General features: G+C 38.0%; 18 protein-coding genes. 5 read left to right on the top strand and 13 right to left on the bottom strand.

Annotated features, from left to right (window positions below):
• Positions 1 to 6: 6 nt before the first annotated feature.
• Positions 7 to 1,350, bottom strand: coding sequence for a dihydrolipoyl dehydrogenase family protein (locus ACEE75_RS03080; protein WP_449164876.1), 1,344 nt, complete (start codon positions 1,348 to 1,350; stop codon positions 7 to 9).
• A 210-nt stretch (positions 1,351 to 1,560) separates the two neighbouring features.
• Here ACEE75_RS03080 and ACEE75_RS03075 point away from each other — a divergent pair, with 210 nt between their 5' ends.
• On the top strand, positions 1,561 to 2,040 hold the full coding sequence (locus tag ACEE75_RS03075; RefSeq protein WP_447575533.1) for a MarR family winged helix-turn-helix transcriptional regulator: 480 nt from the start codon (positions 1,561 to 1,563) through the stop codon (positions 2,038 to 2,040).
• Between the two features lie 300 nt (positions 2,041 to 2,340).
• On the opposite strand, the gene ACEE75_RS03070 is transcribed toward ACEE75_RS03075, so the two are convergent.
• From ACEE75_RS03070 to ACEE75_RS03045, 6 genes are all read right to left on the bottom strand, one after another.
• Positions 2,341 to 2,988 carry a C39 family peptidase gene (locus tag ACEE75_RS03070; protein WP_447575534.1) on the bottom strand — a complete coding sequence of 216 codons (648 nt, stop codon included), beginning with the start codon at positions 2,986 to 2,988 and terminating at the stop codon, positions 2,341 to 2,343.
• 63 nt (positions 2,989 to 3,051) lie between these two features.
• Positions 3,052 to 4,800 carry an ABC transporter ATP-binding protein gene (locus ACEE75_RS03065; protein WP_449164877.1) on the bottom strand — a complete coding sequence of 583 codons (1,749 nt, stop codon included), beginning with the start codon at positions 4,798 to 4,800 and terminating at the stop codon, positions 3,052 to 3,054.
• Complete coding sequence (locus ACEE75_RS03060) at positions 4,790 to 6,532, bottom strand: ABC transporter ATP-binding protein (RefSeq protein ID WP_354368145.1); 1,743 nt, start codon at positions 6,530 to 6,532, stop codon at positions 4,790 to 4,792. The genes ACEE75_RS03065 and ACEE75_RS03060 overlap by 11 nt, the downstream gene beginning before the upstream one ends.
• Positions 6,533 to 6,571: 39 nt before the next feature.
• Positions 6,572 to 7,099 carry a VanZ family protein gene (locus ACEE75_RS03055; protein WP_447575536.1) on the bottom strand — a complete coding sequence of 176 codons (528 nt, stop codon included), beginning with the start codon at positions 7,097 to 7,099 and terminating at the stop codon, positions 6,572 to 6,574.
• Complete coding sequence (gene rlmN, locus ACEE75_RS03050) at positions 7,099 to 8,181, bottom strand: 23S rRNA (adenine(2503)-C(2))-methyltransferase RlmN (RefSeq protein WP_447575537.1); 1,083 nt, start codon at positions 8,179 to 8,181, stop codon at positions 7,099 to 7,101. Before rlmN ends, ACEE75_RS03055 begins: the two co-directional genes overlap by 1 nt.
• A gap of 1 nt (position 8,182) precedes the next feature.
• Entirely contained in the window at positions 8,183 to 8,728 is a 546-nt protein-coding gene (locus tag ACEE75_RS03045; protein ID WP_447575538.1) for a YutD family protein, read from the bottom strand.
• A gap of 223 nt (positions 8,729 to 8,951) precedes the next feature.
• Between ACEE75_RS03045 and ACEE75_RS03040 the strand changes: the two genes are divergently transcribed.
• The gene (locus ACEE75_RS03040) at positions 8,952 to 10,160 is read left to right on the top strand and encodes a mechanosensitive ion channel (RefSeq protein ID WP_447575539.1); all 1,209 of its coding nucleotides are present in this window, start codon (positions 8,952 to 8,954) and stop codon (positions 10,158 to 10,160) included.
• Positions 10,161 to 10,194: 34 nt separating this feature from the next.
• Here the strand turns inward: ACEE75_RS03040 and ACEE75_RS03035 are convergent, their stop codons facing one another.
• Genes ACEE75_RS03035 through rsmD form a run of 3 tightly spaced genes read right to left on the bottom strand, consistent with a single transcriptional unit; the run spans position 10,195 to position 12,239 of the window.
• Positions 10,195 to 11,232, bottom strand: a complete 1,038-nt coding sequence (locus ACEE75_RS03035; RefSeq protein WP_447575540.1) for a SepM family pheromone-processing serine protease — start codon at positions 11,230 to 11,232, stop codon at positions 10,195 to 10,197.
• Positions 11,210 to 11,710, bottom strand: a complete 501-nt coding sequence (gene coaD / locus ACEE75_RS03030) for a pantetheine-phosphate adenylyltransferase (RefSeq protein ID WP_447575541.1) — start codon at positions 11,708 to 11,710, stop codon at positions 11,210 to 11,212. The genes ACEE75_RS03035 and coaD overlap by 23 nt, the downstream gene beginning before the upstream one ends.
• Positions 11,700 to 12,239 carry a 16S rRNA (guanine(966)-N(2))-methyltransferase RsmD gene (gene rsmD / locus ACEE75_RS03025; protein WP_447575542.1) on the bottom strand — a complete coding sequence of 180 codons (540 nt, stop codon included), beginning with the start codon at positions 12,237 to 12,239 and terminating at the stop codon, positions 11,700 to 11,702. Before rsmD ends, coaD begins: the two co-directional genes overlap by 11 nt.
• A gap of 125 nt (positions 12,240 to 12,364) precedes the next feature.
• Between rsmD and ACEE75_RS03020 the strand changes: the two genes are divergently transcribed.
• On the top strand, positions 12,365 to 13,015 hold the full coding sequence (locus ACEE75_RS03020) for an excalibur calcium-binding domain-containing protein (RefSeq protein ID WP_447575543.1): 651 nt from the start codon (positions 12,365 to 12,367) through the stop codon (positions 13,013 to 13,015).
• Positions 13,016 to 13,118: 103 nt separating this feature from the next.
• Positions 13,119 to 13,466: a conjugal transfer protein TraF gene (traF, locus tag ACEE75_RS03015; protein ID WP_447575544.1), complete on the top strand. Its 348-nt coding sequence runs from the start codon at positions 13,119 to 13,121 to the stop codon at positions 13,464 to 13,466.
• Between the two features lie 320 nt (positions 13,467 to 13,786).
• On the opposite strand, the gene asnA is transcribed toward traF, so the two are convergent.
• From asnA to ACEE75_RS03000, 3 genes are all read right to left on the bottom strand, one after another.
• Positions 13,787 to 14,779, bottom strand: a complete 993-nt coding sequence (gene asnA / locus ACEE75_RS03010; RefSeq protein ID WP_447575545.1) for an aspartate--ammonia ligase — start codon at positions 14,777 to 14,779, stop codon at positions 13,787 to 13,789.
• A gap of 171 nt (positions 14,780 to 14,950) precedes the next feature.
• Entirely contained in the window at positions 14,951 to 16,078 is a 1,128-nt protein-coding gene (locus ACEE75_RS03005; protein WP_447575546.1) for an aminotransferase, read from the bottom strand.
• 133 nt (positions 16,079 to 16,211) lie between these two features.
• Positions 16,212 to 17,261, bottom strand: a complete 1,050-nt coding sequence (locus tag ACEE75_RS03000; RefSeq protein ID WP_449164878.1) for an MmcQ/YjbR family DNA-binding protein — start codon at positions 17,259 to 17,261, stop codon at positions 16,212 to 16,214.
• 75 nt (positions 17,262 to 17,336) lie between these two features.
• Between ACEE75_RS03000 and ACEE75_RS02995 the strand changes: the two genes are divergently transcribed.
• Positions 17,337 to 17,729, top strand: coding sequence for a (deoxy)nucleoside triphosphate pyrophosphohydrolase (locus tag ACEE75_RS02995; RefSeq protein ID WP_427894825.1), 393 nt, complete (start codon positions 17,337 to 17,339; stop codon positions 17,727 to 17,729).
• Positions 17,730 to 17,735 lie beyond the last annotated feature (6 nt).

The following is a 17,735-nucleotide window of genomic DNA, read 5'->3' as shown; positions in this document are numbered from 1 at the left end:
TCCCTTCTATGCCAGAGCCTGCTTAAGAGCTCCAAGTAAACCATTGGTCGTTGCAGGGAAAGCAAAAATCATACGATTAAGGTCTTTTGCTGTCAGCTTTTGGTTAATAATCAAGGTCAGCAAGTTTATCATCTCTCCTGCCTCGTGTCCCAACAAAGCTGCCCCCTTCAAGGTCTGATCACTTCCTACAATCAGCGTAAAGTGAGCTTCTGTTTCTAGCTTAGTTTGGAATTTCAATTGTTGCCCAAAGGGAATCTCAACAATCTTGTACTGTTCAGGATTTGCCTCAGCCTCTGCAATCGTAACACCAACTTGAGCCAGACGTGGCAGCGTGAACACAACATTTGGGACAACTGGATAGTTAATCGGAGATGGATTTCCCAAAATATGCTCTGCAATGTAGCTAGACTCAAAGCTAGCAGTCGGTGTCAAGCGCGGAATAGTTTTAGAAACCACATCACCAGATGCGTAGATATTGGATAGAGATGTCTGCATAAACTCATTTACCTTGATACCTGTACGGTCAAAATCGACTCCAACAGTTTCCAAGTCAAGACCTTCCACATTTGAGACACGACCTGTCGCATCAATAATCGTATCTGTCTCAATTTCCAATCCCTGAGCTGTTTTGATAAGAAGCCCGCCTGCCACTTTCTCAGCTGAGACAACCGCTTGATTAAAATGGAAGCTAACACCATCAGCTGTCATTTTTTCAACCACACTAGCTACCATTTTTTCAGGATAGGCTGTTAAAGCACGATCTGCAAACTCGATGATGTGAACTTCTGAGCCCAGTAGCGAAGCCATTGTCGCAAATTCTAGCGAGATAATTCCAGCACCGATAAAGACTAGTCTATCTGGCATGTGGTCCATGTCAAGAAAGGCACGGCTATCTTGGAACCATTCATTCCCAGGGACATTTAGCCTAGCAGGGCGTTGACCTGTTCCAATGACGATATAGTCTGTGGTAATTTCCTTTTCATCAACCAAGACGGTATGAGCATCTTTTAACTGTCCATGACCTTTTAAAACATCAATCGAGAGATGAGCAAACATACCTTCTAGCATAGGAGAGTAGGTTGGGATCTCCTCTTTTTTATAAGACATGAGTTTCTCCCATGAAATCTCACCTGTTTTGGCAATCCCTGCTTTTTCATACCGTGCCAAACCATCCATAAATTCAAATGGACTTTCTAGTAAAAACTTGGCATTACAACCATAGTTTGTGCAGGTCCCAGCTATAATATCTTTTTCTACAATAGCAACTTTTTTGCCTGCTTTTGCTAAATCAACTGCAGCATGCCAGTTGGCATGTCCTGAACCGATAAAAGTGACATCGTATTGATACATTATTTTTCTCCCTCAATTGCTACCTTAAAAACAACAGATTGGCCATTTTGACCTACCTGATAGGCCTATTCACCATACTATGATACTTGTTAAGACAATCACTGTTTTTTCATCTATTTCTTCTTTAATCTTTAATCGCGCACGATTATTTTTTGCATGTGTCTAGTCTATCCCTATTCATTTAATTTGTCAAGGAAAAATAATTTTGATATGATACTTTTATCGCAAACGATTAGAAAGATGAGAACCATGTCCGATTACCATTATTCAAAACAACTCTGCCATTCCTTCTACCAAGTCAACAAACTTTTCAATCAATTTTATATGAAAAATCTCACAGAATTTGACTTGACCTATACCCAGTATCTCGTGCTTGTTGTTCTCTGGGAAAAGGCTCCGCTGACACTTAAAGAGCTAGGTGAAAAACTAGATTTAGCTAGCAATACTTTGACGCCACTCCTCAAACGACTCGAAGAAAAAGATTACATCCAACGCCTAGTTCCTAAGCAGGATAAACGTCAGCTCATCATACAGCTAACAGAGAAAGGGCAGGGCTTACAACCTATCTTAGAAGAAAAACTCCTCTCCAATTTCCAACAATTAGACGGACTAACGCAAGAAAAAAAACAAGCCTATGTCAAACACAATCAGGAATTGATTGCCAGCTTACAAGATTATTTGAAATCTTAGTTAGTGATAATCCGACAAAAACCCCAAGTATTTTTTGATAAAATACTTGGGGTTTTGCAATTTTCTAAACTATCGTGAGTAATCTGACATTAGCCCGTTTACTTCTGCTTGATTTCGACTGAGTTGGGAGCATTGTTTTGGAGAGGGGAAAAAGGAAATATTAATCATTTTCTTTCATATTCTTTCTCCTTCTATCTTTATGACCTACAGTCTTTTAAAGGCTTTTAGCTATTCAGCTGATTCCCACACCTAAACGTCAAAAACGTCAGAAGCATTGTTCTGACGTTTACTGATTTTAACCTAGATCTTATTCTCCAAAGGACTAAAAGTGGGAAAACTGATTTGTAAAAATGTTGTTGTTACCCCCATGCGATCAATGGGGTCTTGACTTTGCTCACGCCATAAATCATCTAATGAATACCAGCCAATATTAGCTTTTGTATAGGGATCATAGACATAAACTTGACCATTTTGATAAGCATCTAGAAGTAATTCATGTGATCCACCATAAGGCGTAAATTTATTTTTTTCAACTGCCACCATAACAGGAAAGCCTTTTTGAAGACTCTCTATAACGCTGGTCTTATCTTTTAAATTAACAGCCTCTAGTCCCCACTTCCTAACCGCAGCAAAAATCCCTTCCGTACTGGTACCTAAAAATGTTTTGTTAAAGGTATCGGTTTCATGATAAAGATAGTTAGCAACATCTGTCGGCAAGACCTCTTTATCTGTTACATTAGAAAAAATCATGGCTAAAACTGTAGGAACGCAACCTGATTTTCTAAGAGTAGAGCGACCATAACTTCGTTTCCCCCACTTAGCGTCCGCTTGGTTGTAATAAATCTCTATTTGCTTATCTGATAACCAATCATCTGACTGAGAGGCCTTAACATCACTACTTGTCCAAGAAATGAAAACTAAACTAATCACCATCATCCATTTTTTCACAGATTTTCTCCTTTCATAAAACAAAATACTCCAGGCTAAAGGGAAGAAAGAGTTGCTCAATTTTTAAAGATGATTGATCTGTCCTGCTTGCAGTTGATACATCTTGTGATACACCCCTTTTTGAGCTAAGAGTGCCTCATGTGTCCCTGACTCAACAATGCTTCCCTTATCCAAGACATAAATACAATCTGCGTCTTGAATCGTCGATAAACGATGGGCTATAGCAATCGTAGTCCGTCCTTTTCGCATCTTAGCCAAAGAATGTTGCACTAACTGTTCCGTCTCAGAGTCGATATTAGCCGTTGCTTCATCTAATATTAAAATCTTCGGCTGGCTAGCGATGGTTCGTGCAAAAGCTAGAAGCTGGCGCTGCCCAGTCGAGAAGGCAGAACCACGTTCTGACACTTCCTGATGGTAGGCTTTGGGAAGCTTTTGAATGAACTGGTCAGCATCTACAAATTTTGCAGCAGCCTCTACCTCTTTTTCTGTTAAATCCTGATACATCTTAATATTTGATAAAACTGTTCCATGATATAAAAAAGGTTCTTGTAGGACTAAGCCCATCTTTTGACGTAGCTCTTTGGCACTAAAATCCTTAATATCTATGCCATCAATCAAAATCTGCCCTTCATAAAACTCGTAAAAACGCATTAAAAGATTAATAATAGACGACTTCCCAGAACCTGTTGAGCCAACAAAAGCAATCGTCTCACCTTTTTTGACACTAAAAGATATGTGATTTAAAACAGGTTGTTTTCCATCATAACTAAAAGAGACGTCTCTAAATTCAATATCCCCACGAGAAATTTTTGAGTTAGCTTGTCCTTGATAAGGCTCATAAACTTTCTCATCAATCAGATCAAAGACGCGCCCAGCAGATACCATAGATGTTTGGAGAGTCGAGAAGTTTTGTGTAACCTCAATTAATGGATCAAAAAGACGATTGACATACTGGATAAAGGCATACATGATACCAGCTGAAATGCCGGCACTCTTCCAGTTTAACCCAAAGTAAGTCATTAGCAATGCATACGCCAGCAATTTTAAAAGTGACATAGCGGGTCTTAAAAAAAGACTATCCAAAGCCATTGATCGACTAGAATAAACCAAATGTTCTTCATTAATGGCCTCAAATTCCTCTTGTAGTCTAGCTTCTTGAGCAAAAGCCTGAATCACACGAATGCCCTCAATACTTTCTGCTAGCTTACTGTTAATATCTCCAAGTAAACTTCGCGTCTTTTCCACAACCACTACTGATTTTTTGCGGTATAAATTCACCAAAATAAAAATAAAAGGTAAAAATAAAGTCACTAGAGCAGTTAATCTTATATTTAAGACTAACATCGTATATAGGGTTGTTGAAAAAATAAATAGTGCCGAAATAAAACTTGCTAAGAGTCCTGAAAACATATCTGAAATACTTTCAGTATCATTAGTAATACGAGAAACAATGGCTCCAGAAGGAGTTTGATCAAAATAAGCCATCCCAAGACGTTCCATATTAGTGAAAGCATCTTTTCGAATATCTTTGACCACATGATAAGAAACCCTAGCAAAAAAGAGATTACCTAAATATTGTAAAATCGTTTGTAAAACATACAGCCCATAATAAGCTAATAGTAAAACAAGAGCACCCTGAGTCCAATCCTTAATATGATGGTCAATAAATTGACTAGCAACCAGTGGAACAATACTCTTTATCACAGTCGTCAGCAATAAAAAAACCAGTGCCAAAAACGTTAATAACTTATAGGGACGTAAATAAGTCAGAAGACGGAGAAAAACACGCCACTGATTTTGATTATTCTTCATTTGAATCCCTCATTTCCAATTGTTGCGCTTGGTAAGTCTTATAATACCAACCTTTTTGAGCTAAGAGTTCCTCATGATTTCCACGTTCAATAATACGACCATCTTGTAAAACCAAAATCAAATCGGCATGAACAACAGCTGACAAGCGATGTGCTGTTATCAGGGTTGTTTTTCCAAAACGACTACTCTTAAGATTTTCAATAATAGCATGCTCTGTCTTAGCATCAACAGCTGATAAGGAATCATCTAAAATTAAAATATCTGGATTTAACACAAGGGCACGACTCATCGCCAAACGTTGCTTTTGTCCACCTGATAACGACACCCCTTTTTCTCCAATAAGAGTATCAAAGCCATCTGGCATAGCCTTAATATCTTCATAAACTTGAGCTAATTTTGTCACTTGCTCAACAGACTCTAAAGATAGACTGGGATCACCAAAACGTACATTATCAAGAATACTCATGGCAAATAAGACCTGATCTTGCGGAACATAACCCATCAAACTTCTTAAATCAGATAAACGATAATCTTTTATATCATGGTGATTAAGGGTAATGGACCCATCTGTCACATCATACTCTCGTAAGAGTAGCTTCAATAAGGTCGTTTTCCCAGAACCAGTTTGCCCAACTAGTCCAAGTGTCTGACCTTTTTTTACTGTAAAGTGAACATCTGACAAGACGTTTTCCTCATCGTATGCAAAATGTGTCACATGGTAGCTTAAGTCACCATTTTGAATCGTTAGAAGAGGCGTCGAACTTTCTACCACATCCGATTCTTCATCAAGTAGTTGCATAATCCGCTCATAAGAAACTGCTCCTCTTTGTGTGATATTAAAGAGAAAACCAATTGCCATCAAGGGCCAAACCAACATATCCAAGTAAGTCATAAAGGTAACCAGATTCCCTAAACTCACTTGACCCAAACGAATAAAATAAGCCCCTAATAAAAGGGTCAACGTATAAGATGTCCCTACAAATAATAAAACAATGGGGTCAAATAAAGCGTCATAAACCATTGTTCGCATATTTTTTTGATAAGCTTGTTCATTAATTTCTTGGAAAGATTGGATTTCTTCTTTCTGGTAACCAAATGATTTTGTCACCTTAATGCCTGATACAGCTTCTTGGACCTTATTGTTTAAATCAGAAAAGGCAGCTTGAGAAACTTTAAAATTCTCATGTGTCTTTCTTCCCAAAAAGCTTGTTGTTAAGGCCATAAAAGGAAGAGGGATCAAGGCGACCAAGGTCATTTGCCAAGAAATCATAAACAACATGGTTAACAAGGTTACCAAGGCCGTTACCGTCGCATCTATAAAAGACATCACACCTCCACCTGCTAAACGCGTCAAGGCATTAATATCATTGGTAGCATGCGCCATCAAATCCCCTGTTCGATAACGCTGAAAAAAAGATGGAGACATCTTGGTAAATTGCTCAAATAAACGTGAGCGCATCAATTGTCCTAAACGATAAGAAGTCGCCAAAATATACATTCTCCAAATATAACGTAAATAATACATGGCGAATGCCGATAAAAGTAAAATGATCAAGCTCCATAATAAAGTTTCACTTGATAAATTCTTATCTGTAATCCGATCAATTACCCTTCCCATCATCAAAGGAGGTAATAAATTTAAAAGACTAACTAAAATAAGAGAAAAAATCCCTATGAGATAACGGCGTTTTTCTAACTGAAAGAACCACCATAATTGACGAATAATAGACATTATCCTTCTCTTTCTATTCAAAAAAGACCATCTGATGATTTAACCTTCATCAGATGGATAATATTTTCTTTTGATTTGCTTTTGTAAGGCTAAAAAGCTGTAATAAGCAAATACTCCTCCTAAAGTATTGGTCCAAAGATCATCCACTTCAAACACCCTATTAGCATTTATTAACAAATCTAATAAAATTTGAGTTAGCTCTATGCTCAAACTCATAAAAAATGCTAACTGGATCATCTTCTTTAACTGTCGTAAACTTGTCTTTAAGCATAACATCCCAAATAACAAAGGATACAGCAAAAACATATTGACAATATTTTGCGCTAAAACCCAAAATAATTGCCGAAAATTTTCCACTTCCCCTAGATTTACCAGGGAATTAAAAGGCGTCAACAAAACGACAACACGGCCAATATGCATAATCCCTGGTGTTTCAAGACCATCAATCTGATGCTGAGGACCAAAACAGATATAAACAATAAAAAGAAGATAGATGCCCATCACAAATTGGACAATCTGTCTTCCTCTAGTTGTTAACTCACCATCCTCCTTAAAGAGAATCAGCATTAAGCTTTCACCTCTGCTCTTTTTTCCTTATCTTTTTTCATGGTATTAGAACGCAATTGACCACAAGCGGCATCAATATCTGTTCCATGCTCTTGACGAACGACACAGTTGATACCATTTTTCTTGAGCGTATCGTAAAAAGCCATCACATTCTCTTTAGGAGAACGGCTATATTGATCATGTTCTGATACAGGATTGTAAGGAATCAAGTTAACATAGGATAGCTTTTTAATATCCTTTAACAAAACTGCCAATTCTTTAGCTTGCTCTACTCCATCGTTAACGCCATTTAACATGATATACTCAAAGGTAACCCGACGATTAGTCGTTTCAATATAATAATGAATAGCATCAAACAGCTTTTCAATTGGGAAGGCACGATTGATTTTCATAATGCTTGAGCGTAAATCATTATTTGGCGCGTGAAGAGATACTGCCAAGTTAACCTGAACACCCTCATTAGCAAACTCTTTAATCTTATGAGCCAAACCAGATGTTGACACAGTGATATGACGTGCCCCAATAGCTAAACCATGGTCATCATTAATTGTTCGTAAGAATTTAAGGACATTAGTGTAGTTATCAAAAGGCTCACCAATCCCCATGACAACGACATGACTCACACGTTCATCAAGACCACGCTCATCAAAATACTTTTGGACCAGCATAATCTGAGCAGTAATTTCACCATTATTTAAATCGCGCTGTTTCTTAATCAGACCACTAGCACAGAAAGTACAGCCAATGTTACAACCAACCTGTGTGGTCACACAAACTGATAATCCATAATGTTGGCGCATCAACACTGTTTCAATTAGCATACCATCTGGTAATTCAAATAAATATTTTACCGTACCATCTGCTGATTCTTGAACGATTCGCTGTTTTAAGGGATTCACACAAAAGTTCTCATTTAAGACAGCAATAAACTCTTTGGAGATATTGGTCATCTCTTCAAATGATTGAACACGTTTACGGTACAACCAATCCCAAATTTGAGTAGCACGAAATTTCTTTTCTCCGTGTTCAACTGCCCAATCAATCAATTCATCACGAGTTAAACTATAAATAGATGGTTTCATATTAGTTTTTCTTCCTTATTACAAAATGTTGTGTCGCATCACGAATCTCTCGCTTATGCTCTTGTTGTTTTACTTTTTCGCGCCTAGCTTTTTCTTCTTGGACACGAATTTTTTTGCTAAATTGTTTCCTTTTTTTATCTCGCTTATCCTTTGTTTTTTTACTTTTTGATAAACGTTCTTCTTCAAACACAATCTCCACTGGTTCTGGATTTTCCAAAACAAAGTAAGCACAGCCAAAATTACAATACTCCATGATATAGTCCTCTAAACGACTAATTTTCGATTGTCTTTTGACCTTCTCTTTATTATCTTTATAAAATCCCTTCAAGCGAAGTTGTTCATTTCCCCAGTCACCCACAATATAATCATACTTTAAAAGAATTTCAGAAAAGCGCTGACTAAAGCTTTCTGCTTGAAAAGCATCCTTGATATTCTCTATTAAAATAAAGTGGTGATTGTCACTTTTAACCTGATTTTCAAAAGCAACAAAGCTAGGACCAGGAAACTTATTATAGTTATACATCTCAGGAGAAATTTCTTTTCTCATAAGTCCCCTTTCCCTTCAAGCTTTTTTCATATCGAAAAATAAACTATCCTTATAACCTTTTTATTATACACCATTTTTCCTTTTTTAGTAAGTCAGAGAGTTGAAAAAGTCATTTTATAATTTTCTTCTAAAATAAGACTTTTCTAAAATTTACAATCAAATCATTTGTTGTTACCTTATAAAAATGATATAGTCAGATTGAAAAATAGAAAGGAGTATTCTCATGAATACCAACATCAACGATTTGCTCTACCCTCTGATGAGTTATCTTCCGTCATTTTTAGGAATGATTCTTCTCATTATTATCGCTTTTGTTTTAGCCTCTATTTCACGAAAAGTAACCGTTAAAGGCTTAGAAAAAATTGACTTTAATAAACACTTAAAAAAATTAGGTGTGATTAAAGAAGAAGAAAGTAGCAAGGGGATTATTAAAAATATCGGTCAACTCGTCTACTTCCTTGTCATCCTCTTTTTCCTTCCGTCAATTTTATCTGGTTTAAATATTAGCAGCAGTATTGACCCTATCTCAAGCATGTTTGCAAAATTCTTTGCCTTCATTCCAAACTTAATTGCGGCTGGATTGATTATCTTTGTTGGAACCTACTTCTGTAACTTTATTAAAATTCTAGTTAAAGGGTTACTTGAGCGCCTAAATATTGATAGCTGGTATAAAAAAGTAACAGGTCAAGAGAGTGTAGCTTTTGATAGCAAACAGATCATTAATGTCTTAGCATCTGTCGTTTATGTTCTAATCTTTATTCCAATTTTAACATTGGCTCTTGAAACACTTGGCATTACGAGTATATCCCAACCTATTGTTGGTATACTGAACCAAGTATTTGGTATTATTCCAAGTATCCTTGTTGCCGTTATGTTGTTACTTATCGGTAGTTTTGTTGCAAAACTCGTAAGTAACTTACTTGAAGGGATTTTAAAAACATCTGGTCTTGACCAGTACTCTAGTTACCTCACTTCAAATCAAGAAAGCAAATACAAAATTTCATTTGTCGTAGCACAAGCTATCCGTGCTATTTTAATCACTTTCTTCTTTGTCCAAGCTCTTGCTGTTTTAAAACTGGATGTTTTAAATCAAGTAGGTAATGCTATTATTGCTTATCTTCCATCTCTCATTAGTTCCATTTTAATTATTATCTTGGCTGTTATTGGTGGTAATATCTTAGCAAGTTTCTTAACAAAAGTAACAGATAATAAAGTCCTAGCTTCTACTATTCGCTACAGTATTCTGGTTCTTGCTATCTTTATGGCACTTGATCAATTAAAATTTGCACAAAACATTGTCACTACTAGCTTCACTATTATCCTTGGTGCCTTTGCTGTTGCTTTTGCCTTAGCTTTTGGCTTAGGAGGACGTGACTTTGCTGCCAAGCAACTTGATAAACTTGATAAGAAAATCGATAAAAATAAAGAGTAAAAAAATAAGTTGGAAAATTTTCCAACTTATTTTTTTACTTTTCAAGATAGTCAATTGCATCTTGAGCAGTCTTAACAGGAACAATCTTCATATCTGTCCCAATCTCTTTGGCTGCTTTTTTAGCCTCTTCATAATTGGTTAAAGCATCAGGATCTTCCTTTTTAACAGCTTCATCAACTGGATTATTCGGAACAAAGAAGATTTCTGCTCCACTGTTTGCGGCAGAGACAACTTTTTTATCTACTCCTCCAACATCACCAACAGTTCCATCTTCTTCAATGGTTCCTGTACCAGCAATCACACGCCCTTGTCGCAAATCTTTATTGGTAACCTGAGTATAGATATCAAGAGTAAACATAAGACCCGCACTCGGTCCTCCCACACCATCTGTTGCAAACTCGATTGGAATATCACTTTTTACTTCTGTATGGTCAACTAAGCCAATACCAATACCATTTTTACCATTATCTAACTTAATAATTTTTCCAGTAGCTGTCTTTTCTTCTCCTAAAGAGGTGTACTGCACACTAACCTTGTCACCGATTTTCAAACCTGCTACATAATCAATCAATTCTGTCGAACTTTTAAAAGTTTTTTCATTAACACCTGTGACGGTATCTGCAAGATGTAAAATATCCTTAAAAGTTGATTTTGGATTTAACTCTAGAACATAAACCCCTTTAAACTCCAATGAAGTCTCTTTTCCAGCTAGCTTCATCGCCTGATAAATTGCCATATTCTGCGATGTTTCCATATAAAATTGATTGATACGTTCATAGTCTTCACTGCTAGCTCCGCCAGTTGTTTCCTCAGCAGATGAAATGTCTGTAAACGGTGTTAACCAAGCATAAAGAAGCTGGGCCGCTGTCGCTTGACTGACGGTCACCGCAACAAAATTATAAGACCCTTTTTGCTCATCCTCTTTATTATCAACCCGCAAAACCTCACGAATATCATAGGCGCCACCAGGCATCTCAATATAATAAGGTAACGGATAAACCAAAGCAAGCACCATTCCAACAAAAGATATGAGACCTACTAACCACCATCTATATTTTTTGATTTGTTTCACGTTTTCTCTCCACTTCTAATACCACGCTCTCAGGCACATAAGCACCGATATCAGCCCCAAAATAAAGTAATTCCTTAATACGACTAGAACTAATATATTGTAAACTCGGATCGGTTAATAAAAAAATTGTCTCTAACTGTGGTGACAAGCCCTTATTAAAAAAAGCCATGTTAGCCTCATAAGCCAAATCCTCTGAATTTCTAACACCTCTGATCAGGACAGTCGCTTTTAAAGACCTAGCTAAATCAACAGCCAACCTATCTTCTGCTAAAACCACCTCAACAGTTGGAAAAGACCGCAAGGCATGCTCTAACATTCTCTTTCTTGTTTTAACATCAAAAAAACCTGCTTTATGAGGGTTATAAAAAATACCAACATAAAGATGATCTACCAGTTTGGAAGCTCGCTTAATAATATCTAAATGTCCATTAGTGACCGGGTCAAAAGAGCCTGTCACTAAACCAATTCTATCTGACATAAACTGTTACCTTACTAATTCCATAAATTTTTTGCTTCCAAATGCCAAACTGACTAATCTCCTCTGGTAGCTCAACAGCTTTATCTGTCTCACAAACCAACAGTACCTCCTCAGCTAAAAGCCCCGCCTCTTCAAGTGCCGTGATATTAGAAACAATTTCCTCCTTAGCATAAGGAGGATCTAAAAAGACCAAATCAAAAGTACCGTTTAACTGCGAAATAGCACGATCGGCCTCCATTTTTAAAAGTGTAAAAGCCTTCTCATTTTTAGTCATTTTAATATTTTCTTGAATAATGGCTTGGGCACGACGATCTTTTTCAACCAAAACAGCCTCATCCATACCACGTGACACAGCTTCAATGGCTAAACTACCACTACCAGAATAAAGATCCAAAGCTCTGCCTTTTTCAAAAAAAGGACCAATCATATTAAACATAGCACCTTTGACCTTATCAGTGGTCGGTCTTGTGATTTTTCCATCTAACGTCTTAAGGGGACGTCCCCCAAATTCTCCTGCTACAACTCTCATAGATAACATTATAGCAAATTTTAATCTATCATGGGACAAAGAAATAGACGAACTTTTCCTTTCTTCTCCCATTGTTTGACACCTCAAAGTTTGTTAGAATAGACACAAGGAGAAAGGAGATTATGATGACAAAAACACTAGGATATTTTTTAAAAAACAAGAAAAACCTTGCTATTACTGGCCTATCAACGCTACTATTAGGGTCTGGACTTGCCTATAGCCACACACAAAATCAAGCAAATGATTACAAAGATCAAGTTCAATCCGTTACAAGTACTAACCAAAATCTAAAAAATCAAGTCTCTAAACTGACAAAAGACCACCAGCAACAATCAGGAGAGTTAGAAAATCTTCAAACTTCCTATAAAACCTTAAAAAAAGAATTTGAAACCTATAAAAAGGAGAATCAATCTTATATTGAGGCTGGTAAAAAAGCGGAGCAAGAAGCAAAAGAAAAAGCTAAAAAAGAAGCTGAGGAAAAGGCTAAAAAAGAAGCTGAAGAAAAGGCAGCAAAAGAAAAAGCGGAGCAAGAACGCATAGCTTTAGAAAAGCAAGCCAAAGAGCAAGCTGCCGCACAGGCAACTCAACAACAGGCTAGTCAAACCACAACACCAACAAGCCAAGAGCAGCCTACTCAGCAAGCGCCAGCAACTTCATCTTATTATGCCAATTGTAGTGCAGCCAAGGCTGCTGGAGCTGCACCTGTTCATGCTGGAGACCCTGGTTATGGGCGGCATTTAGATAGAGACGGAGATGGTGTCGGTTGTGAATGGTAAATTCCGAATCTTTCTTTGCTTAGTTCTCCCTCTCTTTCTACTTGCTTGTAGCAGACAACCAGTAGCTCATCCACCAAAAAGTAGTATAAATAGCCAAGAGAAAATGACATACCAAGACTATACAAAACCACTAATAAAAATAGGTGTAGATGAAGTCAATCAAAAAATTCAAGCACAAGAAGACTTTTACCTTTATATTGGACGGGAGACTTGTCCTTACTGCCAACGTTTCGTTCCAAAACTTTATCAAGTGGTTAAAAATTATCAATTTAATATCTACTATCTCGACTCTGAAAATCGTAAGGACTCAAAATTACTAGCCTTACGAACAGAACTAGGCATTCAAACTATCCCACATCTTGCTAAATTTCATCAAGGCAAACAAGTGGCTTATCTTGAAAAAGGTAGCCAATCTAGCATGGAGGAAATCGTCCAGTTTTTGACTCCCTAGTGTAAAATCAAAAGGATGAGCAAAAAGCCCAGCCCCACTCCTTCGAATTAGTGTCAACATCTCAGCGCAGTAGTTGATTGGGTTGAATGGACCAGTGGACTGTTCAAGGTTGGAGATAGGATTTCTGAAATAAAGCTCCGCAATTCGCATTTTGCACCCCAAGGACTGATGCAAACAAGTTCGCTTCAGTCCTTTTTCTATGGAGCTATCTCAGTTCTCAAAAAAATATAAAAATCAGCTCCTAAGATGATTAGATCAAAAGGTAAAAAAGAAACTCCAAAGTCTAGACTAGCCTTTGGAGTTTCTTTTTACAATACTCATTATAAAATATTTTCAAAATTGTCACGGACTTCTTCTGGCCAAACACTCGATTGAACCTCTCCGATGTGTTTTTTGCGTAATAAGAACATGGCCATACGAGATTGTCCAATCCCTCCACCGATAGTAAGTGGGAAAAATCCTCTAAGTAGTGTCTTATGCCAATCATATTCTAAGCGGTCTTCATCACCTGTAATCATAACTTGGCGTTTCAACGCATCTTCGTCAACACGAATCCCCATAGATGACAATTCAAAGGCTGACCCTAGCGCTTCATTCCACACTAAAATGTCCCCGTTAAGCCCTTTATAGCCATTTTCTGATTCTGTTGTCCAGTCATCATAGTCTGGGGCACGGCCGTCATGTGGTTTCCCATCAGCAAGCTCACCACCAATCCCAATTAAAAAGACAGCTCCAAACTCTTTACAGATGGCATTTTCACGTTCTTTTGGTGTCAAATCAGGATAACGCTCTACAAGCTCCTCTGTGTGTACAAAAGTGATTTGCTTAGGTAAGACAGATTCAATATCAAAACGTGCTTCCACTGCAAGCTCTGTTAAACGAATAGCCTTATAGATTTTTTCAACCGTTTCTTTTAGGTAAGCAAGATTACGTCGTCCGTCTGGAATCACTTTTTCCCAATCCCACTGATCCACATAAACAGAGTGAGTCGGATCAAGTGAGTCTTCATCTGGACGAAGGGCTTTCATATGAACAAAAAGTCCTTCTCCTTCATTAAAACCAAAACGTGCCAGCGTATGACGTTTCCATTTTGCCAGAGAATGCACGACTTCATAGGTTGCATCTGGAATCAATTTGACATGGACAGAAACTGGATTCTCCACACCAGACAAATTATCTTGCATACCGTCACCGACTTTTGACAAAATCGGACCCTGTACTTCAACGATTTCAAGCTTATCAATCAAATACTGTGTAAAAGTATTTTTTACAAATGAAATCTCCTGTTGCTGGTGAATAAAGCTTTTTTTCATTTCATGTCCTCCAAAAATAATGATAGGACTATTCTACTCCTATTTTCAAAAAAATCAAGACTTTTTTTGAAATTTTTAGACAATTTTAGACAATTCATGTCAGCTATCATAACATATTCTATCTTTTTAAGATAAAAAGGAGAACTCTTACTTGTTCTCCTTATCTCCTATTTAGTATGGTATATCATACTGCCTCAAAAAATCTGACAGAGCAGACAGACCTGCTGTTAAAGTCGTTGTCTCACAACAATACCCCAATCGTGCATAACCAGGTTTATCAAAGCGCTCACCTGGCACCAAAAGAACTCCTTTTTCTTTCAAAAGACGTTCACAAAACGATTCTGTTACCTCTGGAATCCTTAGTTTGATAAAAGCGGTTGAGACTTGCTTAGGGGCGATAAGAGAGACACGCGGCTCTTCTTTCAACCATTCTTTAACAATTTGCAAATTGGTTGAGACAATCTGACGATTACGTGCCAAGATAGCCTTTTTATGTTTCAAGATATGAGTTGCTAAAAAGTCATCAAACACACCCGTGCAAATCATCGTGTAATCACGATAGGTCCTAAATTGATCAATCAACTGCTCATTGGCTGCCACCCAGCCTACACGAATACCTGGTGCAGAATAGGTTTTAGATAGACTATTGGTTGAAATCCCCTTATCATAAAGGTCAACTATTGCAGGAACATCTAACCCTTTCTCAAGTGGGTGATAGACCTCATCTGATAATATATAAGCTCCAACTTCACTTGCTATGGCGACCAGCTCTTCTAAAAAAGCTCTCTCCATAACAGCTCCCGTTGGATTATTGGCATTATTGATACAAATCATTTTTGTGTTTGGTCTAACCAGTTGACGTAGCTCCTCTAGTGACGGCAACCACCCCTCTTCTTCCTTGATTTCCCAATAAGATACCTCTGCCCCAAAAGATTTTGGAATATCATAAAGTTGTTGGTAAGTCGGATAAAGCGAAACAACATGATCACCTTCCTCAATCAAACTATAGAGAACCAGTAAGTTTGCTCCTGTCGCCCCATTGGTTGCTAAAATCTGATTACAGGTCACCGACTCATATAAATGACTGACTTCCTTCTTAAACTCTGGAGAACCTTCTATCCAACCATAGTTGAGCTTTTTTTCCAAGACTTCTTGAAGCAAGTCATCCTTAGAGGTCTCTCCCAAATGAAGTACCTCATCTAAGGTCATTGATGAAATCGAACTACCAGCGATATCATACACAGCTTGCTTTTCCCACTGATTAAGCCACTCCTCTACTCCAAAGGCTTGAATTTTCATATACTCCTCACTCACTCCAAAAAATAAGGGAGTTAGATGGTCTGCTCTAAAAGATAACCCACCTTTAACTCTCTTGTTTTCTATCTTACTTTCCTTATCTCTATTGTATCATGTTTTTTGAAAAATGAGGACATCAAGCGTTTGACCTTGAAGCTTCCTCCACTAAGTCAATCAAGCTTTTGGTCATTCGCCTTGGCCCTCGCACAGCTTTAACCCCGTGGGAAGCTAATAGAGAAGAAGGATAAACTTCATCAGAAAAGGTGTCTATCAATCTTAGACGCATTAATTCTTTAATATCTTCTTGATCACGGTAGCCTTCATTAGCAATATTGGTCTCTAGCACCTGACAAGCATACCGCAAACAGCGATGAGGGGCTGTCATATAGATATAGACCCAATCTCCTTTTTTTATCGCAGCCTTTTGCGTCCACAAAATATCAGACTGAGCCCTAAACTCCGCATCAATGTCATAATATTTAGGATTGGCAGGTACAATCCAATAATCAGGCCCTTGCTCTGCCTTGTAGGTTTTTGGTCCTACCAGATAGCGACTTTTCTCAAGGAGGGCAAACACCGTCTGGTCCTCCACAGTATCATCGAGTAAGACTGACACCCAGGTCTTCTTTGACATATGGTAGGCAGGATAAATACCAGGCTGACTCAGTAGCTCTGCCATTTCCCGACCGTAAACCTTGAGATTGACAATCTCCACTAACTCCTGTGACCCGCTCCCGTCCAGCTTATCCCTCGGAATCTGACTGACCAAAGCGTACCACTTGTTATTGGAGGGGTGGCGAAAGGCCCCATAGGTCGGCAACTTAGCAAAGGGATAATCAGGTAGGTCACCCCACTCCTCCTTGATGAGCTGGGCTATGCGGTTGGTTTGGTCTTTGGAAAATGGTAGAGCGATACAACAAGTCTCCTCTACCCGAGCCAAAATGGACTGATAGCTTTCTCTCACCTGCCCCACAAAAGCCCCAGCTGGCGCAGTCACCAGATGGGCGGTATAGACCTCCTCCATCTCACAATCCCAAACATAGGACGACAGCTGACCAGCCTCATCGACTTCCACCACCGCCTCAAACTGCCCCTCCATGAAGACCTCACGGTAGGTGTACCGATTATCAGCGAAGATGAAACCGAAAGGGATAAGGGAGGGGAGGTGTGCAATTTGTCTAGACATTTTTCTTCCTTTACAGTAATATATACTACAAAGTATATCAAAATCTATTTAAAAATTTATTGTGGAGGTCCAATCTTGTCAAAAAAAATTATTAACGTGGTGGCTGCAGCAATCGTAAAAGATGGAAAAATCTTTTGTGCTAAACGTCCTGAAGGAAAGAGTTTAGAAGGATACTGGGAATTTCCAGGAGGAAAACTCGAAGCTGATGAAACACCCGAAGAAGCCCTAGTTCGCGAAATCAAAGAAGAATTTGATTCTGAAATCGAAATCATTTCTTTCCTAAATGAAGCATCTTACGAATATGACTTTGGTATTGTGACAATGAAAACCTACCTTTCACAATTAGTCGCTGGAAATTTAACCTTATTAGAACACCAAGATTCTAAATGGCTTCCAATTGAACAATTAGATGACTTAGAATGGGCACCAGTAGATATTCCAGCTGTTAACTGTTTGCAAAAAAGATAGAGATTC

The organism is Streptococcus sp. 11273D007BT (genome assembly GCF_053547195.1).
Note: the sequence above shows the minus strand (reverse complement) of the source record. Positions and strands in the feature narration are given on the sequence as shown.

What these genes read in the sequence shown, in the direction of transcription:
- ACEE75_RS03080 (WP_449164876.1), bottom strand. Translation starts at nt 1,350, where the DNA reads ATGTATCAATACGATGTCACTTTTATCGGTTCAGGACATGCCAACTGG.
- ACEE75_RS03075 (WP_447575533.1), top strand. Translation starts at nt 1,561, where the DNA reads ATGATACTTTTATCGCAAACGATTAGAAAGATGAGAACCATGTCCGAT.
- ACEE75_RS03065 (WP_449164877.1), bottom strand. Translation starts at nt 4,800, where the DNA reads ATGAAGAATAATCAAAATCAGTGGCGTGTTTTTCTCCGTCTTCTGACT.
- ACEE75_RS03060 (WP_354368145.1), bottom strand. Translation starts at nt 6,532, where the DNA reads ATGTCTATTATTCGTCAATTATGGTGGTTCTTTCAGTTAGAAAAACGC.
- ACEE75_RS03055 (WP_447575536.1), bottom strand. Translation starts at nt 7,099, where the DNA reads ATGCTGATTCTCTTTAAGGAGGATGGTGAGTTAACAACTAGAGGAAGA.
- rlmN (WP_447575537.1), bottom strand. Translation starts at nt 8,181, where the DNA reads ATGAAACCATCTATTTATAGTTTAACTCGTGATGAATTGATTGATTGG.
- ACEE75_RS03045 (WP_447575538.1), bottom strand. Translation starts at nt 8,728, where the DNA reads ATGAGAAAAGAAATTTCTCCTGAGATGTATAACTATAATAAGTTTCCT.
- ACEE75_RS03040 (WP_447575539.1), top strand. Translation starts at nt 8,952, where the DNA reads ATGAATACCAACATCAACGATTTGCTCTACCCTCTGATGAGTTATCTT.
- coaD (WP_447575541.1), bottom strand. Translation starts at nt 11,710, where the DNA reads ATGTCAGATAGAATTGGTTTAGTGACAGGCTCTTTTGACCCGGTCACT.
- rsmD (WP_447575542.1), bottom strand. Translation starts at nt 12,239, where the DNA reads ATGAGAGTTGTAGCAGGAGAATTTGGGGGACGTCCCCTTAAGACGTTA.
- ACEE75_RS03020 (WP_447575543.1), top strand. Translation starts at nt 12,365, where the DNA reads ATGACAAAAACACTAGGATATTTTTTAAAAAACAAGAAAAACCTTGCT.
- traF (WP_447575544.1), top strand. Translation starts at nt 13,119, where the DNA reads ATGACATACCAAGACTATACAAAACCACTAATAAAAATAGGTGTAGAT.
- asnA (WP_447575545.1), bottom strand. Translation starts at nt 14,779, where the DNA reads ATGAAAAAAAGCTTTATTCACCAGCAACAGGAGATTTCATTTGTAAAA.
- ACEE75_RS03005 (WP_447575546.1), bottom strand. Translation starts at nt 16,078, where the DNA reads ATGAAAATTCAAGCCTTTGGAGTAGAGGAGTGGCTTAATCAGTGGGAA.
- ACEE75_RS03000 (WP_449164878.1), bottom strand. Translation starts at nt 17,261, where the DNA reads ATGTCTAGACAAATTGCACACCTCCCCTCCCTTATCCCTTTCGGTTTC.